This is a genomic window from Arthrobacter sp. STN4 (assembly GCF_024539665.1).
GTDB lineage: Bacteria > Actinomycetota > Actinomycetes > Actinomycetales > Micrococcaceae > Specibacter.
Window position 1 is genome coordinate 161417 of sequence record NZ_JAKZGX010000004.1, and the last position, 22199, is coordinate 183615.

Here is a 22199-nt window from a genome sequence, read left to right on the forward strand (position 1 = left end):
CGTGGCTGAACTTTCCTTCCGGCCGTGGCGTGACGGCGACGACCTCACCCTGCGTGAAATCTGGGGCGACGCCGACTCCGCCGCGGCCGGCCAGTTCCGCGCCGCACTGGCGCCGGGACAGGATGCCAACCCGTGGCGGCGCACCATCGTCGCCGAGGACCAGGGCATCCCGGTGGCGGCCGCCGTCGTGTATTCCACCACGCTGCACCCGGCCCGCCTCTGGGCCTACGTGGAGGTGGCCCGCGACCACCGCCGCACCGGCGTGGGCGCCACGCTGCTGACCATGCTCCGCAGCGAGGCGTCGGCTGCGGTTGCCGCCGGCCTGGCCGGCACGACGGCGTTGCGCACCAAGATTGCCCCCGGCACCCCGGGCGCGGCGTTTGCCGAAGCGATGGGCCTGGCCGTGCTGCAGCGCAACCGGGTGGTGGAGGTGGCGCCGGGCGCATTGAAGCTCCCCGTTTTCGGCGAGGGCACCGATGCCGAGGCCGCCGCCCGCGTGCAGGACCTGGCCACGGGGTCCGTGGAACTGACGGACGTGGTGGGGCGGTACTACGAAGCGGTCAACCAGTGGGACCCCACCGGGCCCCTGGCGCCGGGCGCCGTGCAGCGGATGTTCCTGGACGACCTCACCGGCGCCCACGGGGCCCTGGTGCTGCGGGCCGAGCCTTCCAGCGCCTTCGGTGCCTTCGTCCAGCCAAGCCGGAAAGGCCGCATCGAGGCGTTCGCCGTCAGCTACTCGCAGGGCCCCGGTGCGCCGGACGCCCCGGCCGCGGCAGCCCCGGCGTCGGAAGTCTTCCTGGGCGTGGAGCCGAAGCTGGAGCGGGACGCGGCCGTGCAGGCCGTGTACGACCTCCTGGCGCTGATCACCCACCAGTACCCCGTGCAGCTGGAACTGGACGACTCCATGGAGGCCGTGGCCGCCGTCGTCAATCCCATGATCGAGGTCGGGGCGGCCAAGGTCCGCGGTACGGAAACGCTGGTCGTCGGCGAATAATCGGGCCGCACCGGGCCGGCATTTTTCCGGCGACTATCCGACACCACGGCCGCGGGCGGCCTTAGTTGTCTCCTTGACGTCGCCTACAAAAAATGCCGGCCCGGCCCGCCGGACCAACCGAAGGACTGATTTCTGCCCATGGGCCATTCCCATTCGCACCCTGACGATTCCTCCTTGAGCCGGGCCGGGCTGCGTCGGCGCTCTGATGCCCGGCGCCGTGCCGTGGTGCTGTTGAGCTGGATCCTGGTGCCGCTGGCCGTGGCGACGGTGGCGGCCATGGTGCTGCTGTGGCCCGGCGGGGGAGGGGAGGCGCCGTCGGCCGGCAGCCCCTATGCGGCGGCGCAGGGTGCCTCCTTTGTGGAGGGCACCGTGCAGCGGACCGCCACGGAAAAGTGCCCCGGGACTGCCCAGCAGTCGCAAAGCTGCTTCATCGCCCACACGTCTGCCCGGGGCGGCGCGGAAGTGCCCGTCGTCGTCACGCCGGACATTGTGCAGGCGCGCGGCGTCAACGCGGGCGACACCATCCGCTACCTGAAGCTGCCCAACGTGGCCCCGGGCGTGGAGGCGGCCGGGCCCCAGTACATGTTCATGGACTTTGTCCGCACGGTGCCGATAGGCCTGCTGGCGGTCCTCTATGCCGTGGTGGTTGTCGCAGTGGCCAGGTGGCGCGGGCTGCGTGCCATGGTCGGGCTCGGCGGGGCGTTCGCCGTACTGGCCTGGTTTGTGCTGCCCGCACTCGTGGAGGGCAAACCGCCGCTGGCCGTGGCGCTGGTGGGCTCGTCCGCCATCATGTTCGGCGTGCTGTACTTTGCCCATGGTTTTTCGGCCAGAACCTCCACCGCCCTGCTCGGCACGCTCTTCGGGCTTGGCGCGACGGCGGCGCTGGCCGGCTGGGCCGTGGACGCCGCCGCCCTGACCGGAACGGCCGGCGACAACGCCTACCAGCTGCTGAACCTCACGAAGGGGATGTCGCTGTCCGGGATGATCCTGTGCGGGTTGATCATTTCCGGCCTGGGCGTGCTCAACGACGTCACCATCACGCAGTCCTCCGCGGTGTGGGAGCTGTACGAGCTGGCCCCGGACACCCCGGCCCGGTCGCTCTTCACGTCAGCGATGCGCATTGGCCGTGACCACATCGCCTCCACCGTCTACACCATCGCCTTCGCCTACGCAGGCAGCGCCCTTCCCGTGCTCATCCTCGTTTCGTTGTACGACCGCCCGCTGCTGGACGCCCTGACCAGCTCTGAGCTTGCGGAGGAAGTGGTGCGGATCCTGGTCGGCTCCATTGGCCTGGTCCTGGCCATTCCGGTCACGACGGCGGTCGCGGTCGCCGTGGTGAAGGCCACGGGCCGCCGCAACGCCCTCCAGCCAGCCTGACTCGACGCCCTCCAGCCCGCCTGACTCGACGCCCTCGAGCCCGCCTGACTCGACGCCCGGTTGCAACCGGGGCGTTTTTCGCCAACGCTCCGGCACGCCGTTGCGGGAGCGTTGGCCGATAGTGCCCCGGTTGCAACCGGGCGTGTGGAAAAACAGCCCCGATTGCAACCGGGCGTCTGTAGGTGCCTGCCCGCTGACTGGGCATTTGCACCGCATTGGCTGTGAAACACCCGAAACGGCGCCTTTCGGCCCCCGGGGCGTGGGAACATCAATAGCGGGTCCGGCGCCGTGTCGGCCGTAAGGAGACTTGCTTGGAATCCAAGGCAACCGGGAAGCAAACCGCCGCCGCCCGCCAGAAGGCGCGCCGCCGCCGCCTCGTGGCGTGGTCCGGCAGCGCAGTGGCGGCCGTGGCCGTCGTTGTTGCCGCAGGGGTGGTGATCAGCACCAACTCCGCGGGCAACGCCGCCGCATCCGGCCAGGCCCCCCAGGGAACCGTCTCCGCCTCACACGGTTCCACCCAGACACCGCCGTGGGCTGCTCCGGCCGACGCGTCGGCCCGGGCCAAGGCCGCCGGGCTGACCATGCTGACGGCCGAGGGCACGGCCGAACACATCCACACCCACCTGGGCATCACGGCCGACGGCAGGTCCATCATGGTGCCCGGCGACATCGGGATCGACCTCGGTGCCCAGATGATCTCGCCCCTCCACACCCACGACTCCACCGGAATCATCCACGTCGAATCGCCCGTCGTGAAGCCCTTCAACCTCGGCGAGGTCTTCACCGAATGGGACGTGGCGCTCACGGCAAACCGCGTCGGCTCCTATTCCACCTCCGGCGGCTATACCATCACCACCTTCGTCAACGGCAAGAAGCAGGCAGGCAACCCCGCCGCCATCCAGCTCGCCAACCACGAGGACGTCGACATCGTCATCACCAGCGGCACCGGGACGGCCAAGGCGCCGGCGCCGTTTGCCTGGCCGGCCGGCTACTGACGGGCCCGGCCCACCGGCTGCATGGTGAAGCGCCGCGCCACGGCGTTGCGCAGCCAGGTGCTGTGCAGCACCCGGGCCAGCGTTGCGTTGCGCACTTCCAGGCACGACGCCGGCAGGGGCCGTCCCAGCGCCATGTTCAGTCCCGCCTGCCAGGAGGCACGCCGGGCGGCGGACATCCGCGTCTTCTCGAACCTTTCGAGCAGCAACCCGGTGGGCCGGCCGCGCAGCGCGGAGCCGATGACCGGCGCCAGCGCCGCGGCGTCCAGCCAGCCCAGGTTCATGCCCTGCCCGCCAATCGGGCTCACCTGGTGCGCCGCGTCGCCCACCAGCACCGCCCGGCCCTGCACCATCCGCACGGCCATCCTGGACCGCACGCCAAAGGCGCTCAGCATGCTGTTGGCGGCGGCGTCCACTGACGTGCCGGTGCGCCGGCGGATCAAGGCCGCCAGCTCCCGCGCCGAGGCGCCCTCCAACAGCGAATCCGTGTGCACCACCCAGCGGCGCAACCCGTCCGGGAGCGGAAAGGATTCCACGATCCCGCCCGGCTCCAGGTACAGCACGGCCGTGGCCCCGTCGCTGCCGGTGTCGGGGAAGTCGCCCATCAGGTACGTGTCGGGGTAGTCGCGTCCCGTGGTGGCGATGCCGAGCTCCCGGCGGATGGTCGAGTGCCCGCCGTCGGCCCCCACCACCAGCCTCGCCCGGCAGGTGGCCCCGTCCGGGTCCCCGGCTGCGGGAGAGGCTGCCAGCTCGACGTGCGTGCCGGCGTCGTGCATGGACTGCACGTGCACGCCGCGCAGCAGGGCGCCCGGGGCGAGTTCGCGCAGCCGGGCCTCCAGGATGGCCTCGGTGCGCGCCTGCTGGAGCGTCAGGATGTGCGGCGAGGCGGGTGAGGCGTCGGCGAAGGAGAGCCCCTGGACCAGCCGGCCGCGGCTGCGGGCAACGCCGTCCCGGATGTGGACGCCTTCGGCATCCAGCGCCGCCCCCACGCCCGCCTGCGCCAGGGCGGCCAGGGCCGGCGGGTGGATGCCGATGGCGCGCGAATGCGGGCTTGACCCGGCGCGCTGCTCCAGGATCCGGAAGGACAGTCCCTGCCGGGCCAGCAGGATGCCAAGGAACATCCCCACCGGCCCGCCGCCCACAATGGCCACGTCGAGCAGCTCGGGTCCTGGAATTTCAGCCACGGGCAGCCCCGGGCGCGAACTGCAGCACCAGGCGGAACGGCCTTTCGCGCCGGACGGTCCAGCCCGGGGGGACCACGGCGCGCAGTTCCGCCGGCGTGTAGCTGCGCCGGATGGAGGTCAGGCCGTCGCAGCGGATGAAGGAGCCCGGAAAGAAGGGCAGCGTGCCGGCCGCGAACAAGGCATAGGCTGCCGGGCTTCTGGCAATGTCGCCGTGGATGACGGCGCGTGTGGCGAGCCGTTCGGAATCGGACAGCAGGCCCTGCAGCTCGGCCGGGGCCAGGTGGTGGAGCATGTGGTTGGAGATGACCAGGTCGAAGAACGCGCCCTCGCGGACAAGGTCCGAGCTGTAGGCGCGGCGGAACGCCAGCCGGGGGCGCCCGGGCCGTGCCGTGGCGAAGTCGAGGGCGCGCTGGTCGGGGTCGATCGCGGTGATGTCCAGCAGGAAGGAGTCGTGCTCCGCCCACCGGGCCAGCCGGCGGGCAATGTCCCCGCCGCCGCAGCCGACGTCCAGCAGCGTGGTGGCCGTGGTGGGGGAGAGCAGGGGCCGGATCCGGTCGCGGTACACGGCCCGCGACCCCGAAACCACGGCATTGACCCGTGGAAATTGGGCGTAGGTGCGTGCGAGCCGGACGGGGTCGCAATCCGGCCGGTCCATTTCCTCGCGTGCGTCCGTGGCGCGTTCCTGCAAGAACCGCATGGACTCAGACCCGGGCAGCGTTGTCCAGGACGGCGCTGTGCGCGGCGGCACCCTCCATGGTGCGGCCCGACCCCGGGGAGACCTTGGTGAACAGGCCCGTTTCCACCGTCAGGCCCGGACCAAACGCCATGGCGCAGATGCTTTCGGAAGGCTCCGCCGCGGGCTGGTCCAGAATGTGCTTGAGGACGAACATCACGGTGGCGCTGCTCATGTTGCCGTAGTTGCGCAGCGTCTCCCGGGCCGGCACCAGCTGGTCCTCGGAGAGCCCGAGCTTGGCCTCCACCTTGTCCAGGATGCTGCGCCCGCCGGGGTGGATGGCCCAGTGCCGGATGTCCCGGTACGGCTGCCCGGCCAGGGCCGGCTCGTGCGCCAGCAGCGGCTCGAGGGCGCCCACAATGTGGTCGTCGATGATGCGGGGCACGTAGCTGTCCAGCACCATTTCAAAGCCCTGGTCGCCAATGTTCCACGCCATCGAATCCTCGCCCACCGGCGTCAGCACGGTTTCAAAGTGGTCCAGCAACATCCCCGGCTGCGTGTCCGGCAGGTCCCGGGCCGTGACCACCGCGGCGGCGGCACCGTCGGCAAACAGGGAGGAGCCCATGATGGTGTCCGGGTTGTTGGAGGTGCGCACATGCAGCGAGCACAGCTCGGCGGAAACCACCAGCACCACGGCGTCGGGATCGGCTTCGCAAAAGGCCTTGGCCGCCCGCAGCGCGGGGAACGCGGCATAGCAGCCCATGAAGCCGAGGTGGTAGCGCTGCACCGACGCCGGCATGCCCAGCGCCCGGACAATCTTGTAGTCCGGCCCGGGGTTGAAGAAGCCCGTGCAGGAGACCGTGACGACGTGCGTGACATCGGCCGCGGACACGCCGTCGCACGCGTCCAGCGCCCTCGTCGCGGCCTCAATGAACAAGGCAGTGGCCTCCACCGTGAAGAGGTCGTTGCGCTCCTTGGTGCTGGGCGTGAGCAAAAGTCCGGTGTCGACATCGAAAAACACCGGGGTCTCGCTGCGGAAGGAGGTGGACATTTCCGCCACGGCCGTATGGCGGGTGTCGATCGCGGCGGAGTCGAAGCAGGTGCGGACCAGCCGTTGGCCCAGGCGCGTCAGCCCGGGCTGGGCCGCAAACACGTCGCGGGCCTCGGGCTGGACCAGGATCGTTGGGGGGACTGCCGTTTCCAGGGACCTCAGCGTGACCGTCATAGTCCATTCTTAGGCGCCGCCGGTGAAGAACACAATGGCGGCGGCGCCCGCGCGCGGCGCCCGGCGTGCAGCTTTGGCGGGTTGGTTCCCGCCGAGTGTACGGTCCGGGCGGGCCCGGTGCCGGCGGGACCGCCACAGCTGTACAGTGGATGCCCCCAGGGCAGCCGGGCGCTTAATTTGGACGCATTTGAGAGAATTGTCGGGTGACTGTTACAGACATCCCCGCCAGCGACACCAAACTGGACCTTCCGCCGCTCAAACTGGGCAACATCACGGTGGACACGCCGGTGGTGCTCGCCCCCATGGCCGGCATCACCAACACCGCGTTCCGGCGCCTGTGCCGCGAGCACGGCGGCGGCGTCTTTGTCTCCGAAATGGTCACCTCCCGTGCGCTCGTGGAGCGCACCCCGGAGTCCATGCGCCTGATCAGCCACGACGACGACGAGAAGATCCGCTCCGTGCAGCTGTACGGCGTGGACCCCGAAACGGTGGGCAAGGCCGTGCGCATGCTGGTCGAGGAGGACCACGCGGACCACATCGACCTGAACTTCGGCTGCCCGGTCGCCAAGGTCACGCGCCGCGGCGGGGGAGCGGCCCTGCCCTGGAAGCTGGACCTGTTTACGGCGATCGTCCAGACCGCCGTGCGCGAAGCGTCCAAGGGCGGGCTGCCGCTGACCATCAAGATGCGCAAGGGCATTGACGATGACCACCTCACCTACCTGGAGGCCGGCCGCATCGCGCGCGACGCCGGCGTGGCCGCCGTGGCGCTGCACGGGCGCACGGCCAGCCAGTTCTACTCCGGCCAGGCGGACTGGGAGGCCATCGCCCGGCTCCGCGAGGCACTGCCGGACGTGCCCGTCCTGGGCAACGGGGACATCTGGAGCGCGGAGGACGCCATCGCCATGGTGCGCCAAACCGGCGTCGACGGCGTGGTGGTGGGCCGCGGCTGCCAGGGCCGCCCGTGGCTGTTCGGCGACCTGAAGGCCGCCTTCGAGGGCAGCGACAAACGGCACAGGCCGGGACTGGCCGAGGTGGCGGCCGCCGTCTACCGGCACGCCGAACTGCTCGTGGACACCTTCGACGACGAAAACAAGGCCCTGCGCGACATCCGCAAGCACATGGCCTGGTACTTCAAGGGCTACGTGGTGGGCGGGGACCTGCGCGCCCAGCTTGCCGCCGTCCCCACCCTTGAGGTCCTGCGGGGGCTTCTGGACCAGCTGGATGCGGACAGCCCGTATCCGGGCGCCGACGCCGAGGGACCCCGCGGGCGGGCCGGCAGCCCTAAGCGCACCGCCCTGCCGGACGGCTGGCTGAAGGACCGCACGCTCAGCGGCCTGCAAAGGACGGACATCGCCGGCGCGGAGCTGGACGTCTCCGGCGGGTAGCGCAACGCGGCCGTGCCGTGGGATCATGCAGCCATGACCACCGCGGATAACGCCAGCGGGCCCGGGCAGCAACTGTGCTGGTGCTGCGGGCGGACCTTCCCGGAGTCGGGGATCATCCGGCTCGGCAGCAGGCCCGAGGCCGGGGTGTGCCTGAACTGCACCATTTCGCTGCGGCAGCGGGCCCGGGAACGGCAGGCCGCGGACCAGGGTGTCCTGGCACGGTGGCGGGTCCAGGCCGTCCGCAGCGGCCGGCGGGCGGTCATGCAGCGCAATTGGCACCGTCTCCCGGCTGTCGGGCCGGCGCTGCGCTGGATCAACCGTCACCTGCCCTGAGCCACCCTGGCCGTCCCCGGACCGGGGCGCGATGGCCCTAAACTAAGGGATATGTCTACCGCCGCGCAGCCAGAGTATTCGCCCACGGACGTGGAGCGCTGGGTCCAGGAAGCCCACAAGAACAGCTTCCGCACCGTTTTCGAACGGGACCGCGCCCGGGTCCTGCACTCCTCGGCACTGCGCCGGCTCGGGGCCAAGACCCAGGTGGTGGCCCCGGACACCGACGACTTTGTCCGCACCCGCCTCACGCACAGCCTCGAGGTGGCACAGATCGGCCGCGAGCTGGGCCGCACGCTCGGCTGCGACCCCGACGTCGTCGACACCGCCTGCCTCGCCCACGACCTTGGCCACCCGCCGTTCGGCCACAACGGCGAGTCCGTCCTCAACGACCTCTCCCACGACATTGGCGGCTTCGAGGGCAACGCCCAGACGCTGCGCCTGCTGACCCGCCTGGAGTCCAAGGTGATCAGGCCCGACGGCGGTTCGGCCGGGCTGAACCTGACCCGCGCCTCCCTGGACGCCTCCTCCAAGTACCCCTGGCTGGCGGCCGACGCGCCGCTCGTGGGCGGGCGCCGGACCAGCAAGTTCGGCGCCTACGCCGACGACCTGCCCGTGTTTGAATGGCTGCGCCGCGCCGCCCCGGCCGGCAAGACCTGCATCGAGGCGCAGGTGATGGACCTGGCCGACGACATCTCTTACTCCGTCCACGACGTGGAGGACGCCATTGTTGCCGGCCACGTGCAGCTGAAGTGGCTGGCCAACCAGGACCAGCGTAACCGCGTCCTGGGCTACACGCAGCAGTGGTACCTGCCCGGCGTGGACACGGCGGAGATCGACGCGGCCCTGTCCCGGCTGGAGGCCGCCGACGTCTGGGTGCGCCACGCGGACGGCAGCCGGGCGTCGATGGCGGCGCTGAAGGACATGACCAGCCAGCTGATCGGCCGCTTCTGCCAGAGCGCCGTCGCCGCCACCCAGGCCATCTACGGGACGGGACGGCTCACGCGGTACGCGGCCGACGTCGTCGTGCCCCAGGAAACGGCCGTGGAGATCGCGGTCATGAAGGGCCTGGCCACCACCTTCGTCATGACCACCGACCACCGCCAGCCCATCTACCAGCGCCAGCAGGACATCCTCAGCGAGCTCGTGGCCGTGCTCAGCGCCACGGGGGACGCGCACCTGGAGACCATGTTCGCCGCGGACTGGCGGGAGGCGGACGACGACGGCGCCCGGCTCCGGGTGGTCATCGACCAGATCGCCTCACTGACCGATGTCTCGGCCCTGGCCCTCCACGAGCGCCTCGTGGGGATGGAGCGCACGCTCCTCTAGGAGCACGGCCGGAGGGTCAGCGGGATTCCCAGCGGAACCAGCGGATGCCGATGCCGGCGCACACCACGGTCCAGGCCACGCAGGCCAGCAGGGCCCAGCCGTCCTGGGCGCTCCAGCCGGCCCGGTTGAGGATGTCGGCGAACAAGGTCATGAGGGCGCCCACGGGTGTCCACTCCGCGATGGACTTGAGGGTGTCGCCCAGCAGCCCGGTGCCACCCACAAGGCCCAGCAGGATCAGGACAATGAAGATCACCCGGCTGACGGCCAGGACGGCGGCGGAGGATTTCACCAGCCCCACCACTGCCTGCCCGATGGACAGGAACGTCACGCCGCCCAGGAGTGCAGCGCCCAGGACCAGCAGGACCTGTCCCGCGTCCAGGGCCAGCCCGTGCAGGATGACGCCGACCACCACCACAATGATGGACCCGACAAGGTTGGCGGCCACCTGGACGCCCATGCGGCTGCCCATGATGGCCCAGGTGGGGACGGGCGCTGCATGCAGGCGTTGCAGGACGCCGGTGTCGCGGTCGCCGGCGATGGCCAGCGTGAAGCCGAGCATGCTGGAGGTGGGCAGCCCGATGACCAGGGCCAGGCCGATGGTGAGGGTGGTCCCGCCCAGCCGGTGCTGGGACTTGCCAAAGGTGGTGGCAACCAGGATGACCACGGGAAGCAGGATGCTCAAGGTGGCCGAAATTTTGCTGCGCAGCAGCACGGTGGCGTCTGCGCGCAGCAGGGCGCGCAGGGCCAGGTTGAGCGGCGGGCGGACGGTGCCGGTGTCAGTCACGGATTTCACTTCCCGTCAGTCCAATGAAAACGTCTTCAAGGGTCACTTCCCCGTGGGCCGCCTGGACCACGCGGGGATCGAACTTGTATTCCTCGATGAGCCCGGTAGGGGTGGCGAGCGCCACGAGCGCGCCGTGGTCGATGATCGCCACCCGGTCGCAGACGGCCTGCGCCTCCTCCATGGAATGGGTGGTGAGCAGGATGCTGAGGCCCTCGCCGCGCAACGCCTCGATGCGGTTCCACAACTGCCGGCGCGACTGCGGGTCCAGCCCGGCCGTGGGCTCGTCCAGCAGGAGCAGGCGCGGCTCGTGGACGGACGCGATGAAGAGGGCCAGGCGTTGCTGCTGGCCGCCGGAGAGCTGCTTGAACCGCCGCCCCAGTTCCCCGCCAAGCCCGATCTGCTTGAGGGCGGTGCGCAGCTGGTCCCGGTCGAGCCGCGCACCGTAGAGACCCGCATAGAGCCTGACGATTTGTTCAATGCCCAGCTCGGCCTGAAAGCTGGAGGTTTGCAGCTGCACGCCCAGGCGGGCCTTCGCCTCGAGCGGGTGCTCCGAGACGTCGAGGCCGTCCACCAGCAGAAACCCCGAGCGTGGCCGTAGCAGGCCCTCGATGGCGCTCAGGGTGCTGGTCTTCCCCGCGCCGTTGGGGCCCAGCAGGCCGAAGATCTCGCCCGGGCGGATGTCAAAATTGATACCGGCGACGGCGGTGCGGGCACCGTAGGCGACCTCCAATTGGTCCACCTGCAGGACGGGAAGCGTGGCAGGTACATCCCCCTCGGACATGCCGCACATCCTTTCCACGCTGCGGGGCCGGGCGCCTGCGCATTAGTGCCAACGCTAAGAGCGGTTGCTGGGGATCTCCTGTGGATTCGGCGTTCGTTTTCTGTGGCCGCCGGGGCCGTCAGTCCGTCCCGATGGGGGCGGCCCAGCCGGGGCGTGGAACCAGGCAAAAGGGGTGCCCGGCGGGGTCGGCGAACACCGTGGAGCCGGGGCCGCCCAGCTGCGATGCGCCCAGGGCGAGGACGCGCGGGCGGGCGGCAGCGACGTCGTCGACCATCACGTCCAGGTGCATTTGCTGCGGGTGGGCGGGGTCCGGCCAGCGGGGCGGCACATGGCCGGGGGCGAGCTGGAACGCGAGTCCGGAGCTGTGGCTGTTCCCGGCGACGACCACAAAGCCCGGTGAACAGTACGTGACGGGCTGTCCGAGCAGCGCAGCATAAAAACCGGCCAGCGCGTAGGGGTCGGGGCAGTCGATGACAAGGTGGTGCAGGCGCCCGATCATAGGGCCGAGGCTACCACTGCCGCGGCGGCACCACCACAGGCCTGTCACCACAGGCGCTGCGATTACATGCCGGCGGAGTAGCTGCCCAGGGCTGCGGTGAAATTGGCCAGCTGTTCGGGGCTGGCGAAGGAGAACACCATGCCGACGACGGCGGCCAACACGGCTGCCAGGCCCACGGTGGCGGCGCAGACGGCGGCGATGAGCTTGGCGTCGTCGTCAAGGCGGCCGGGCATGTGCAGCTCCGGGTCGATCAGGTTGGGGGCGCTGTCAAAGGTTCCGTCGGACAGCCGTGCCACCACCCGGGCGTTGGCGCGGTCCAGGCGCATCGAGGAAATGGCGCTGCCGTGGCGGGCCAGCAGGATGTCCGAACCGACGCTGCGGCGCACGGACGCAAACATGCCTTGGTGGCTGGCGTGACGGACGTTGCTGCGCACGGACTGAAACACTGTGGAGGCTCCCTTGGAAATGGTGTGGGGTGGTTTTCCCGGCCGGCGGCCCGGAAGTCCACGCCATTGGGGGTAGTTAAATTCTATCGGCGCCAAGGGGCGTCCAGGCCTGAAACGGCGGTGATTCCAGCCACCAGGGCGTGCGTTTCCGGTCACTGGCGGGCGATCCCCACAGCGGCCGGCCACCCGGGGCCGGGGGCGGACAAACTCACGTAAACTGGCCGGGTGGCTGGGTTGATCAAGCGGGAAGACATAGATGAGGTGCGCACGCGCACCGACCTGAAGGAAGTCGTCGACGCCTACGTCACCCTGAAGTCGGCCGGCATCGGCTCCTTCAAGGGCCTGTGCCCGTTCCATGACGAGCGCAGCCCCTCCTTCCACGTGCGCCCGCAGATGGGGTACTTCCACTGCTTCGGCTGCCAGGAGAGCGGCGACGTCATCTCCTTCATCCAAAAAATGGACCACATCCCCTTTTCGGAAGCCGTGGAAAAGCTGGCCGGGCGCATCGGCTACGAACTCCATTACGAGGACGGCGGCACCGGCCCGCGTCGCGAGGAGGTGGGGCGCAGGCAGCGGCTCCTGGACGCCCACAAGATTGCCGGGGAGTTCTTCCGGGCACAGCTTCTCACGCCCGCGGCGGCCGCGGGACGGGCGTTCCTGGCCGAGCGCGGCTTTGAACGCAGCGCTGCGGACCGGTTCGGCGTCGGCTTCGCCCCGCAGGGCTGGGACTCCCTGCTGAAGCACCTTTCGGGAAAGGGATTCACCCAGGAGGAACTGAAGCTCACCGGCATGTTCTCCGAGGGCCAGCGGGGCATTTACGACCGCTTCCGCGGCCGCCTCATCTGGCCCATCCGGGACATTGCCGGGGACACGGTGGGCTTCGGCGCCCGCAAGCTGTTCGACGACGACCAGGGCCCCAAGTACCTGAACACCCCTGAAACCACCCTGTACAAGAAATCGCAGGTCCTCTACGGGATCGACCTGGCCAAGAAGAACATTGCCTCAAAGCGCCAGCTGGTGGTCGTGGAAGGCTACACGGACGTCATGGCCTGCCACCTGGCCGGGGTGGACACGGCGGTGGCCACCTGCGGCACCGCCTTCGGCGCCGACCACATCAAGGTGGCCCGCCGCCTGCTCTCCGACGACGGCACGGGCGGGGAGGTGGTGTTCACCTTCGACGGCGACGCCGCCGGGCAGAAGGCCGCCTTGAAGGCCTTCGACGAGGACCAGCGCTTCATCGCCCAGACGTACGTGGCCGTGGAACCCACCGGGGCCGACCCCTGCGAGCTGCGCCAGCGCCGCGGCGACGAGGCCGTCCACTCCCTGATCCGCTCCCGCCGCCCCTTGTTTGAATTCGCCATCCGCTCCACCCTGGCCAAGTTTGACCTCAGCACGGTGGAGGGGCGCGTCAGCGGGCTGCGGGCCTCCGCGCCGGTGGTGGCGGGAATCCGCGACGGCTCCACCCGGATCGGCTACAGCCAGGAACTGGCCGGCTGGCTGGGCATCGCCGACCCCAACGAAGTCCTGCGTGCCGTCAAGGGCGCCGAGAAGCGCGCCCATGCCGGCGCTGCCCGGCCCGGCGCACCTGGCAGCCCGCGGCCGGTTGCCGGGCAGGCGCCCGCCCCACGTGCCCCGTACGACGCCGGCCCCGCCGCCTCCCAGCGCCAGGCCGGGAACGGCGCCCCCTCCCGCGGGGCACACGCCCAGGGGCAGTATGCGCACGGCGGGCAGCCTGCCGCTGGCCGGACCGGCGTCGCACCGGCCGAGGAGCCGGCCCAACCGAGGTTCCCCCGTCCGGACCCGCGCGACCCCCAGGCCCGCATGGAGCGGGAGGCGCTGGAGGTGGTGCTCCAGCACCCGGGGCTGCTGACGGCAGGCAATTGGCAGCATTTTGCCGCCACGGAATTCCAGGTTTCCGCATACCAGGCCATCCATGCCGGGATTGCCGCTGCGGGGGAATCGCTGGCAGCCTCGTCCCAGTGGCTGGAAGCCGTGCGGGCCAACGTGCCGGGGGAGCTGGGGAACCTCGTTGCCGAGCTGGCCATGAGCCCGCTGCCCACGAAGGCTGACGAGTCCCTGGAACGGTATTGCCGCGCGATGCTGCGCCGGCTTTTCGAAGGGCAGATCACCAAGCTGAAGCAGGAGCGGCTCGGCGCCCTGCAGCGCATGGATCCGGCCGTGGATCCGGAGGGGTACCAGCTGCTCCAGCGCGAGCTCATGGAGCTGGAAATGGCGCGCCGGTCCCTGCGCGGCGATTGACCCGGCCGGCGCGGGCGCGCCGATTTCGCAACGGCGCCGGCCTTTGTTATTGTTGTTCCTGCGCGATCCTCTGTAGCTCAATTGGCAGAGCATTCGACTGTTAATCGAAGGGTTACTGGTTCAAGTCCAGTCAGAGGAGCCAATCCCATTCAGGGATTTCCGGAAGCCAAACCGGACACACGCGCAGCAGGCAAAAAACAAGGGGTGCATTTCATTTATGCAATGTGCCGATTGGGATATTCCTGCTTCATTCCTCCGTAGCTCAATTGGCAGAGCATTCGACTGTTAATCGAAGGGTTACTGGTTCAAGTCCAGTCGGAGGAGCAAGGCAAAAGATTGGCCCCACACCCCTTGAGGGTGCGGGGCCAATTTTATTTTTGCCCGGCCCAACAGTGCCTGGCCTTACAGCGGCTGGGCCTTACAGCGGCTGGGCCTTAAAGGGCCGGGACCGTGCGCGGCCGGACAATGATCCACAGGGCGGCCATGGCCAGCAGGATCGCGCTGCCCATGATGACGGCCATGGGCGTTGCGGTGCGCACGCCCACCAGGCCCACCACGGGGGTGATCAACCCCGCGAAACCGAAGGTGACCGCTCCCAGCAGGGAGGCCGCTGTTCCCGCCTGGCGGCCGTTGCGGGCCAGGCCCAGCACCTGCACGGATGGAAACATGAAGCCGGTGGCCGCAATGAAGAACCAGAGCGGCACGATCACACCCCACAGGCCAAGGTGCAGCTGGTCAAACACCACCATGGCGGCGGCTGCCACCACCTGGGCCACGGTGGCCCCGGCAATGACCCACTGCGGGCCGGCGCGGCGCATGAGCCGCGCCGCAGTCTGCACGCCGGCCACCACGCCCAGCGAGTTGGCCGCAAAGAGGAAGCCGTACTGCTGCGGGGAAAACCCGTAGCTGGCCTGGAACAGGAACGTCGACGCCGAGAGGTAGGTGAACAGGGCGGCGAAATTCAGCCCGCCCACGAACAGGGTGCCCACAAAGATCCGGTCGCTGAACACGGCCTTGTAGCGGTCGGTGACACGGACGCCGTCGGACCTGCGCAGGTCACGCGGCCGGGTCTCAACGATGAAGACGAAGGCGGCCACCACCACCAGGGCGCCGTAGCCGGCCAGGAACCAGAAGATGCCGGGCCAGTCCATGATGCCCAGCAGCTGGGAACCGATGACAGGGGCAAAAATGGGCGCCATGCCGTTGACCAGCGACATGTAGGAGAGCATCCGGACCAGGCGGTAGCCGCCGAACAGGTCGCGGATCATGGCCATGGCCACCACGCCGCCGCCTGCCGCGCCGATGCCCTGCAGGGCGCGGAAGACCCCCAGCATGGTGATGTCGGTGGACAGGGCCGCGCCGACCGAAGCGGCAACGTGCAAGGCCGTGGCCAGGATCAGCGGCATCCGTCGGCCGAACTTGTCGCTGAAGGGGCCCACGATCAGCTGGCCGGCGGCAAAGCCGATGGTGGTGGCCGTCAGTGTCAGCTGCACGGCTGCGGCACTGACGTTGAGTTCGCGGCCGATCCCGGGGAAGGCCGGCAGGTACAGGTCAATCGTGAACGGGCCCAGGGCGGTGAGCAGGCCCAGCACCAGGACGTAGATGAGTTTTTGCCGGCGGGACAGGCTGTCGCCGGGGTGGGTAATCGGGGTCAAGAACGAAGGATCCTTGCTGGCTGGAAGAAACGCGGGAAAGGAGGTGCGGGAGCCTGCCATGGCAATATCGCAAAAAAGACGACTGCCTGCCCATGCTATGCGCAAATTGTGCAGGGCCGGAATGAAGTGTGGAACAAATGTCCCCATGTCACAAAAGGCCACGACACGCTGGGGGCAACACCGTTGCTGCGGCAGCTATTCCCCGAAGGGTGGAATCTTTGCCGCCCATGGATGGTAATTTTGTGTTTACGGCAGCGCCGCATCACATGGGCGCAACAAGATTCCGCCGTCCGTGCGAACGGGCGCGGAAGTAAATATTGGAGGCGGTCTCATGGCAGTGGCACAGCAGGCAGTGCACACGGGCTCGAAAGACCTAAAGGTGGTCGCAGGTCCAAATCTCGTGGAGGCGGTCAAGACGACCGCCCGGCTCGTGCCACGCCAGGTCAACGATGAAATTGAACTGGCCAAACTTGAGCTGGGGAACAAAAAGTCCCGCCTGGGCGGCATCGCGGTGTTCGCCGTACTGGCCCTGGTGTTCCTGGCACTGCTCGTCATTGCCCTGGTGGTTGCCGCCGTTGCCGGACTCGGCACGGTCCTGCCGTTGTGGCTCTCGGCGCTGGTCATCAGTGCAGCCTTCCTCGTTTTGACGGCCATTGCGGCCCTCGTCGCCTACGGGAAATTCAAGGCCCTGCTGCCGCTGCTGCCCGAAAATGCCTGGCGCGGGATCCGCCACGACCTGGGCATTGCCAAGGAGGGCCGCACCTTTGATGCCAGCACCCTCGAGCACAAGACGTTGAGCAAGGCGGAGAAGAAGGCCAGGAAGGCGGCGAAGGAGGCGGCCAAGGAGAAGGCCGGCGCCGAGCAGGCGGCCAAGGCAGCCGAGCATGGTCCCAAGGCAAGCCAGGACGAGCTGATCAAACGCACCGAGGTGCGCCGCGAACACCTTGGGCTGCTGCGGGAGGAACTGCTGGAGCAGGCGGACGTGAAGAAGCAGGCCGCCCATTACGTGGACCTTGCCAAGGGGCGGGCCGCCGAATCTGCCCGGGCGGCCGCCACCGGCGCCCTGTCGCACGGGCTGGAAACTGCCAAAACGCGATGGAAACCACTCGCTGTCTTCGCCGTGTCGGCTGCCGCCTGCGTCGTGTTCCTGCGAAAGTTGTTCAAGAAGTGAATTCCTTGGACGTGCCGCCGGACAGCGGGGGGCGGTTCCATTAGCTGCGGGGAGGAATGACAAGCATGCCGGCCGGATCGAACACGCCTGCGGGCAATCCGGGCGCCATTGTCACCGTTCCCAACGTCATTACCGTGGTCAGGTTCCTGGGCACGCCACTGTTCGTGTGGCTGGTCCTGGGTCCGCGCGAGTACGGCTGGGGTGTCTTTGTGCTGGCGATGATGGGCTGCACCGACTGGATTGACGGCTACGTGGCGCGCAAGCTCAACCAGGTGACCAGGCTCGGCCGCATCATGGACCCGCTTGCGGACCGGGTGGCGCTCGTGGCGGTGACCATCACACTGGTCATAGCCGGGGTGCTGCCGCTGTGGCTGCTGGTCCTGCTGCTCATCCCCGACGTCATCCTGCTGGCGGCCACGCTGTATTACTTCCGCGGCGACGCCGGCCTGAAGGTGACACTGCTGGGCAAGTCCCGGACGGCGGCGCTGATGATCGGCACGCCGATGCTGCTGCTGGCCAGGGCGCTGGACTCCGAATCCACCGCCATCCTGGCCTGGGTGTTCCTGGGCTCGGCGATGGTCATGCACGTCATTGCCTTTGGCCAATATTTCCGCGCACTGCTCGCCCGGCACCGCGCAATCCACCTGCCCGCGCAGCCTCCCCGGGCCGGGCACGCATGATGTGGCTGGCGGTCGCGTGCGCCGTGGTGGCAGCGTTCTTCCTGGCGTTCGGGGCGCAGCGCCAGGGCAGCGCCGTGCAAAGCAACACCGGCGGCCTGGCACTTGGCAGCACCGGGTTCCTGCGCCTGCTCCGCAACCCGCGCTGGGTGTTTGGGCTGCTGCTGCTGGGCGCCGGAATGGCGCTGAACGTGGTGGCACTGACCCTGGGGACCCTGACCGTCATCCAGCCCATCGGCGCCATCGCGCTGGTCATCACCACCATCGTCAATTCCCGGGACCAGGGCATCAGGCTCAACCGCGCCACGGTGGTGGCCATCAGCGCCTGCGTGACCGGCAGCGCCTTGTTTGTGCTCCTGGCCGTCAATGTGGTCCGGGAAAACACCCATGTGGACAGCTCAGAGGAACTCACGGTGGTGATGCTCCTGGCCATCGTCGTTGTGATCTTCGGCGGCGCGCTGGTCATGTTCAGGCACCGGCTGAAGGCATTTTTCTACATCCTCGGTGCCGGTGTGCTGTTCGGCTTTGTCGCGGTGCTGACCCGCATCATCTCCCGGCAGGTCTTTGACCCCAACGGCCTCTTTTTGCTCAACGTCCAGTGGTATTCCATCATCGCCATTGCCGCGGCCGGCGGCCTGGGCAGCTGGTTCGTCCAAAGCGCCTACGCGAGCGGCCCGCCGGACCTCGTCATTGCCGGGCTGACAGTGGTTGACCCGATGGTCGGCATCGGCATTGGCATCACCATCCTGGGTGAACTGCGTCCCGACGTGCCGCCCGTGGTTGCCATATCCATGGCCGGGGCAGCTTTGGTTGCTATCGTTGGGGTGGTCGCCTTGTCGCGGCACCATCCCGACGTGGTGCAACGCCGGGCGGATGCCAAGAGGTAGCAGCGGCAGCGGCTTCCTCCCGGGGCCGCACCAGCGGGACCCGTCCTTTTTGTACAGCACGACGGCGTTGGGAACCCCTTGCGGTTTCCTTGCGTTGGGGCGCCGGCACGGTCCGGCGGCCAACCAATCCACCAGGAGTTTTATCCGTGACATCCACATCGGAGAACAGCGGCCAGAAGCCGCTGACGATCTTGATTGCCGCCGACACCTATCCGCCGCACATCAACGGCGCGGCCCAATTCTGCTTCCGCCTGGCCACCGGCATGACGGCACGCGGCCACGACGTCCATGTCATGACGTTCCGCCCCGATGGCGGGCCCATGTATACGGAAAAGCGGGAAGAGGCAACGGTGCACCGCCTGCGCTCGCGTCCGGTCCCCACGCACGAATACTTCCGGGTCTGCCTGCCCTGGGAAATCAAGAAGGACATCACCGCGCTGTTCGACGTCATCAACCCCGACGTGGTGCACGTCCAAAGCCACTACATGATCGGCGAGCATGTGGTGTACGAGGCGGAGCGCCGAGGCATCCGCATTGTGGCCACCAACCACTTCATGCCCGAAAACCTCAATCCGTTCCTGCCCTTCCCGCAGTGGTTCAAGAACATTGTGGGTCGTGTTTCCTGGCGCGACATGGGCAAGGTCATGAGCCGGGCCGACGTCGTCACCACGCCCACGCCGCTGGCCGCGAAGGCCATGCACGAGCACGCCTTCCTGCGGAAGGTCCTGCCGCTGTCCAACGGGATTGAGGCCGGCAACTATGAACTGGCACCGGGGGAGGTCCTGGGGCCGAAGCCGTACCCGGTCGTGGCCTTTGTAGGCCGGCTGGCCGAGGAAAAGCACATCGACGTGCTCATCGATGCCATCGCCAAAACGCCCGCGGACCTCGACCTCCACCTGGTGGTGGTGGGCGGCGGCGAGGTGAAGACGGCCTTGAAGGCCCAGGCCGAACGCTTGGGATTGTCCAGCCGCGTGAAGTTCACGGGCCTGATCAGCGACAAGGAACTGCGTGACGTCTACCTGGCGGCGGACCTGTTCGTCATGCCGGGCACGGCCGAGCTGCAGTCGCTGGTGACGCTCGAGGCGATGAGCGCGTCCACTCCGGTGGTGCTGGCCAATGCCATGGCACTGCCGCACCTGGTGGAGGACGGGGTCAACGGATTCCTGTTCAAGCCCAACGACAGCGATGACCTGGCCGCGAAGATCACCACCATCATGCAGCTCTCCCCGGAAGGCCGGGCCGCGATGGGGGCGGCCAGCCACTCGATGGTGGCCCGCCACGGCCTGCAAAAGACGCTGGACACCTTCGAGGACATCTACCGTGGCGGCAGCTACGAGGATCACGCACTTTAGGGCCGGACGCATTAGTATTGCAGGAGTGCTTTCCCGTGCACGGCCTTCCTTTGGAAGGCCGGTCGTGGAGGGCGCGCTGCGAGGGGCCATAGCTCAGCTGGTTAGAGCGCGGGACTCATAATCCTAAGGTCCTCGGTTCAAGTCCGAGTGGCCCTACCAAAAAGATCCCCGGAACCGTCATGGTTCCGGGGATCTTTTGCGCATCCGCTCCGAAGGGCCGGGATCTCCACCAGCCGCTGGGCCGTGCCGTGGCATGTCTCGAACCCCCACGACTGGCTCACCCGCCGGACACCGGCAACAGGACCGAAGGGCGCAGGTCGAGGATAAATTGCAGCGGGTTGAGATAGGTGTCCCCGCGGCGCACGCCCCAATGCAGGCAGCTGTCCTCCCCGGGCGGACCGGCGTCGCAGTGCGTGATCCCGGACAGGGTCCCCACCGGCTGGCCGCGGGCCACGGTTTCGCCCTTGCGCAACGTTGATTTGACGGGTTCAAAGCTCAGCCTGAGCCCGTCCGCCGTGGTGATGGTCAGCACCGGGCGGTCCACCACTGTCCCGGCGAAGGACACCACCCCCGCGGTCGGTGCGCGGACGGCGGCGCCCTGGGCGGCCAGCAGGTCCACCCCGCGATGGCCGGCCAGCCAAGGCTGGTCCGGCGGGTCGAAGCCGTGCACCAGCCGGAGCCTGCCCGCCAGCGGCCACGCCCAGCCGACGGAGGCAGGCAGGGGACGGGCCGCCGTCGTGCGTGGGGACAAGGCGGCCGGGGGAGCCGCCGCAGCCGCACTGCCTCCCGCCGAAGCTGCCGAAAGCGGCAGCAGGGCGGCCAGCAGCAGCGCCGCCCATGCCGGGCGCCACCGCCTGGAACCAAGGATGCCTCTCATGCCTTCCAGCATGGCGGCTTCCCGCCGGACCGGCAGCGGCATCCTGCCTCAATGGGGACAAGGCACCAGTCCTGCCCACCTGTGGAGGGGGCAGTCGTGGTCGGGCCGCCCGTCAGCCCTGTAGTAACATAGTGGGAGCAGTGCGCTCTTTTGTGCGCTGACTACGCGCACCCCACCCTGACGAGGTGCCCACGGGAAACCTGGGCCCTGCCGACGGATTGCGCCCATACGGTCCGCCTCGCGGCGGGACATGGAAGCGCAATAGGGTGCCAGGAGCAAAACCATGGGCGGGACCCTCCGCCGCAGGTTGAAAGCTAAAGAACCGTAAATAAACAAGAAGGAGCGCCGGCATGCCCGTCGTAACCATGCGCCAGCTGCTTGACAGCGGCGTCCACTTTGGACACCAGACCCGTCGTTGGAACCCGAAGATGAAGCGATTCATCCTCACGGAGCGCAACGGCATCTACATCATCGACCTGCAGCAGTCACTGTCCTTCATTGACCGTGCCTACGAGTTCGTCAAGGCCACCGTTGCCCACGGCGGCACCGTCCTGTTCGTCGGCACGAAGAAGCAGGCGCAGGAAGCCATCGCCGAGCAGGCCACCCGCGTGGGCCAGCCCTACGTGAACCAGCGCTGGCTCGGTGGCATGCTCACCAACTTCCAGACGGTTTCCAAGCGCATCTCGCGCATGAAGGAACTCGAAGAGATCAACTTCGACGACGTTGCCTCCTCCGGCCACACCAAGAAGGAGCTCCTGCTCCTCAAGCGTGAGCTGACCAAGCTGCAGACCAACCTCGGCGGCATCCGCAACCTCGGCAAGGCCCCGTCCCTGCTCTGGGTTGTCGACACCCCCAAGGAACACCTCGCCATCGACGAGGCCCACAAGCTGAACATCCCCGTTGTGGCCATCCTGGACTCCAACTGCAACCCGGACGACGTCGACTTCCCGATCCCGGGCAACGACGACGCCATCCGCTCCGTGAACCTGCTGACCCGCGTGATCGCCGACGCCGTCGCCGAGGGCCTGATCGCCCGCAACGCCAAGGCCACGGGCAACCAGGAAGCCCCGGCCGAGCCGCTGGCCGAGTGGGAGCGCGAACTCCTCGAAGGCGAGCAGGCTGCCGCAGGCGAAGCCAAGGCCATCTCCGCCGAAGAGGCTGCCGAGGTCATCACCGGCACGGAAGCCGAGAAGGCTGCCGAGACGCTGCTGGCTGACTCCCCGGCCAAGGACGCCGCTGAGGTCCTCTCCGGCGAAACCAGCGAAGACAAGTAACTCCTTAGCCTGCCGGAACGCCCCTGGGTGTTCCGGCAGTGCTGTGCC

At 68.5% G+C, this 22199-nt stretch carries 21 protein-coding genes and 3 tRNA genes; 15 read left to right on the top strand and 9 right to left on the bottom strand.

Annotation, left to right across the window (positions count from 1 at the left end):
• Position 1: 1 nt before the first annotated feature.
• The 3 genes from MMF96_RS05175 to MMF96_RS05185 all read left to right on the top strand — a co-directional run bounded on the left by MMF96_RS05175 (position 2) and on the right by MMF96_RS05185 (position 3366).
• Positions 2 to 994 carry a GNAT family N-acetyltransferase gene (locus tag MMF96_RS05175; RefSeq protein WP_176615609.1) on the top strand — a complete coding sequence of 331 codons (993 nt, stop codon included), beginning with the start codon at positions 2 to 4 and terminating at the stop codon, positions 992 to 994.
• A 138-nt stretch (positions 995 to 1132) separates the two neighbouring features.
• Positions 1133 to 2371, top strand: coding sequence for a YibE/F family protein (locus MMF96_RS05180; protein ID WP_176615610.1), 1239 nt, complete (start codon positions 1133 to 1135; stop codon positions 2369 to 2371).
• A gap of 311 nt (positions 2372 to 2682) precedes the next feature.
• On the top strand, positions 2683 to 3366 hold the full coding sequence (locus MMF96_RS05185) for a hypothetical protein (RefSeq protein WP_176615611.1): 684 nt from the start codon (positions 2683 to 2685) through the stop codon (positions 3364 to 3366).
• Here the strand turns inward: MMF96_RS05185 and MMF96_RS05190 are convergent.
• From MMF96_RS05190 to MMF96_RS05200, 3 genes are read right to left on the bottom strand one after another with little or no spacing between them, the layout of a single operon-like run.
• On the bottom strand, positions 3360 to 4547 hold the full coding sequence (locus tag MMF96_RS05190; RefSeq protein WP_256882783.1) for an NAD(P)/FAD-dependent oxidoreductase: 1188 nt from the start codon (positions 4545 to 4547) through the stop codon (positions 3360 to 3362). The genes MMF96_RS05185 and MMF96_RS05190 overlap by 7 nt on opposite strands.
• Positions 4540 to 5244 carry a class I SAM-dependent methyltransferase gene (locus MMF96_RS05195; protein WP_256882784.1) on the bottom strand — a complete coding sequence of 235 codons (705 nt, stop codon included), beginning with the start codon at positions 5242 to 5244 and terminating at the stop codon, positions 4540 to 4542. The genes MMF96_RS05190 and MMF96_RS05195 overlap by 8 nt, the downstream gene beginning before the upstream one ends.
• A 4-nt stretch (positions 5245 to 5248) precedes the next feature.
• Positions 5249 to 6445, bottom strand: coding sequence for a type III polyketide synthase (locus tag MMF96_RS05200; protein WP_256882785.1), 1197 nt, complete (start codon positions 6443 to 6445; stop codon positions 5249 to 5251).
• Between the two features lie 203 nt (positions 6446 to 6648).
• On the opposite strand from MMF96_RS05200, the gene dusB reads away from it, so the two are divergent.
• The 3 genes from dusB to MMF96_RS05215 are packed head-to-tail and all read left to right on the top strand — an operon-like array spanning position 6649 to position 9489.
• Positions 6649 to 7830, top strand: a complete 1182-nt coding sequence (dusB, locus tag MMF96_RS05205; RefSeq protein WP_176615614.1) for a tRNA dihydrouridine synthase DusB — start codon at positions 6649 to 6651, stop codon at positions 7828 to 7830.
• Between the two features lie 33 nt (positions 7831 to 7863).
• A complete protein-coding gene (locus MMF96_RS05210; RefSeq protein WP_256882786.1) occupies positions 7864 to 8163 on the top strand; it encodes a hypothetical protein in 300 nt (99 codons plus the stop codon).
• 51 nt (positions 8164 to 8214) lie between these two features.
• A complete protein-coding gene (locus MMF96_RS05215; protein ID WP_176615616.1) occupies positions 8215 to 9489 on the top strand; it encodes a deoxyguanosinetriphosphate triphosphohydrolase in 1275 nt (424 codons plus the stop codon).
• A 16-nt stretch (positions 9490 to 9505) separates the two neighbouring features.
• Here MMF96_RS05215 and MMF96_RS05220 read toward each other — a convergent pair whose 3' ends face one another.
• The 4 genes from MMF96_RS05220 to MMF96_RS05235 all read right to left on the bottom strand — a co-directional run bounded on the left by MMF96_RS05220 (position 9506) and on the right by MMF96_RS05235 (position 11999).
• A complete protein-coding gene (locus MMF96_RS05220) occupies positions 9506 to 10273 on the bottom strand; it encodes an ABC transporter permease (RefSeq protein ID WP_256882787.1) in 768 nt (255 codons plus the stop codon).
• Positions 10266 to 11054, bottom strand: a complete 789-nt coding sequence (locus MMF96_RS05225; RefSeq protein ID WP_256882788.1) for an ABC transporter ATP-binding protein — start codon at positions 11052 to 11054, stop codon at positions 10266 to 10268. The genes MMF96_RS05220 and MMF96_RS05225 overlap by 8 nt, the downstream gene beginning before the upstream one ends.
• 118 nt (positions 11055 to 11172) lie before the next feature.
• A complete protein-coding gene (locus MMF96_RS05230) occupies positions 11173 to 11553 on the bottom strand; it encodes a VOC family protein (RefSeq protein WP_256882789.1) in 381 nt (126 codons plus the stop codon).
• Between the two features lie 62 nt (positions 11554 to 11615).
• Positions 11616 to 11999: a hypothetical protein gene (locus MMF96_RS05235; RefSeq protein WP_309145217.1), complete on the bottom strand. Its 384-nt coding sequence runs from the start codon at positions 11997 to 11999 to the stop codon at positions 11616 to 11618.
• Positions 12000 to 12224: 225 nt separating this feature from the next.
• Here MMF96_RS05235 and dnaG point away from each other — a divergent pair, with 225 nt between their 5' ends.
• The 3 genes from dnaG (at position 12225) to MMF96_RS05250 (ending at position 14582) form a co-directional block, all read left to right on the top strand.
• Positions 12225 to 14258, top strand: a complete 2034-nt coding sequence (gene dnaG, locus MMF96_RS05240) for a DNA primase (RefSeq protein WP_256882790.1) — start codon at positions 12225 to 12227, stop codon at positions 14256 to 14258.
• 66 nt (positions 14259 to 14324) lie between these two features.
• Positions 14325 to 14400 (top strand) — tRNA-Asn (locus tag MMF96_RS05245).
• Positions 14401 to 14509: 109 nt separating this feature from the next.
• Positions 14510 to 14582, top strand: a tRNA-Asn gene (locus MMF96_RS05250).
• Positions 14583 to 14692: 110 nt separating this feature from the next.
• Here MMF96_RS05250 and MMF96_RS05255 read toward each other — a convergent pair.
• On the bottom strand, positions 14693 to 15913 hold the full coding sequence (locus MMF96_RS05255; protein ID WP_256882791.1) for a multidrug effflux MFS transporter: 1221 nt from the start codon (positions 15911 to 15913) through the stop codon (positions 14693 to 14695).
• Between the two features lie 331 nt (positions 15914 to 16244).
• Between MMF96_RS05255 and MMF96_RS05260 the strand changes: the two genes are divergently transcribed.
• From MMF96_RS05260 to MMF96_RS05280, 5 genes are all read left to right on the top strand, one after another.
• Entirely contained in the window at positions 16245 to 17084 is an 840-nt protein-coding gene (locus MMF96_RS05260) for a phage holin family protein (RefSeq protein ID WP_176615623.1), read from the top strand.
• Positions 17085 to 17149: 65 nt separating this feature from the next.
• Positions 17150 to 17764 carry a CDP-alcohol phosphatidyltransferase family protein gene (locus MMF96_RS05265; RefSeq protein ID WP_306295709.1) on the top strand — a complete coding sequence of 205 codons (615 nt, stop codon included), beginning with the start codon at positions 17150 to 17152 and terminating at the stop codon, positions 17762 to 17764.
• A complete protein-coding gene (locus MMF96_RS05270) occupies positions 17761 to 18648 on the top strand; it encodes a DMT family transporter (RefSeq protein WP_176615625.1) in 888 nt (295 codons plus the stop codon). Before MMF96_RS05265 ends, MMF96_RS05270 begins: the two co-directional genes overlap by 4 nt.
• Before the next feature lie 146 nt (positions 18649 to 18794).
• Positions 18795 to 20000, top strand: coding sequence for a glycosyltransferase (locus MMF96_RS05275; RefSeq protein ID WP_256882793.1), 1206 nt, complete (start codon positions 18795 to 18797; stop codon positions 19998 to 20000).
• An 82-nt stretch (positions 20001 to 20082) separates the two neighbouring features.
• A tRNA-Ile gene (locus MMF96_RS05280) sits at positions 20083 to 20159 on the top strand.
• Positions 20160 to 20277: 118 nt separating this feature from the next.
• Here the strand turns inward: MMF96_RS05280 and MMF96_RS05285 are convergent.
• A complete protein-coding gene (locus MMF96_RS05285; protein WP_256882794.1) occupies positions 20278 to 20877 on the bottom strand; it encodes a M23 family metallopeptidase in 600 nt (199 codons plus the stop codon).
• 350 nt (positions 20878 to 21227) lie between these two features.
• Here MMF96_RS05285 and rpsB point away from each other — a divergent pair, with 350 nt between their 5' ends.
• Complete coding sequence (rpsB, locus tag MMF96_RS05290) at positions 21228 to 22151, top strand: 30S ribosomal protein S2 (RefSeq protein WP_176615645.1); 924 nt, start codon at positions 21228 to 21230, stop codon at positions 22149 to 22151.
• Positions 22152 to 22199: the final 48 nt, after the last annotated feature.

Coding starts and splice junctions, on each gene's coding strand:
- MMF96_RS05285 (WP_256882794.1), bottom strand. CDS start 20,877: ATGAGAGGCATCCTTGGTTCCAGGCGGTGGCGCCCGGCATGGGCGGCG.
- rpsB (WP_176615645.1), top strand. CDS start 21,228: ATGCCCGTCGTAACCATGCGCCAGCTGCTTGACAGCGGCGTCCACTTT.
- MMF96_RS05230 (WP_256882789.1), bottom strand. CDS start 11,553: ATGATCGGGCGCCTGCACCACCTTGTCATCGACTGCCCCGACCCCTAC.
- MMF96_RS05225 (WP_256882788.1), bottom strand. CDS start 11,054: ATGTCCGAGGGGGATGTACCTGCCACGCTTCCCGTCCTGCAGGTGGAC.
- MMF96_RS05260 (WP_176615623.1), top strand. CDS start 16,245: ATGGCAGTGGCACAGCAGGCAGTGCACACGGGCTCGAAAGACCTAAAG.
- MMF96_RS05210 (WP_256882786.1), top strand. CDS start 7,864: ATGACCACCGCGGATAACGCCAGCGGGCCCGGGCAGCAACTGTGCTGG.
- MMF96_RS05270 (WP_176615625.1), top strand. CDS start 17,761: ATGATGTGGCTGGCGGTCGCGTGCGCCGTGGTGGCAGCGTTCTTCCTG.
- MMF96_RS05215 (WP_176615616.1), top strand. CDS start 8,215: ATGTCTACCGCCGCGCAGCCAGAGTATTCGCCCACGGACGTGGAGCGC.
- MMF96_RS05180 (WP_176615610.1), top strand. CDS start 1,133: ATGGGCCATTCCCATTCGCACCCTGACGATTCCTCCTTGAGCCGGGCC.
- MMF96_RS05265 (WP_306295709.1), top strand. CDS start 17,150: ATGCCGGCCGGATCGAACACGCCTGCGGGCAATCCGGGCGCCATTGTC.
- MMF96_RS05200 (WP_256882785.1), bottom strand. CDS start 6,445: ATGACGGTCACGCTGAGGTCCCTGGAAACGGCAGTCCCCCCAACGATC.
- MMF96_RS05195 (WP_256882784.1), bottom strand. CDS start 5,244: ATGCGGTTCTTGCAGGAACGCGCCACGGACGCACGCGAGGAAATGGAC.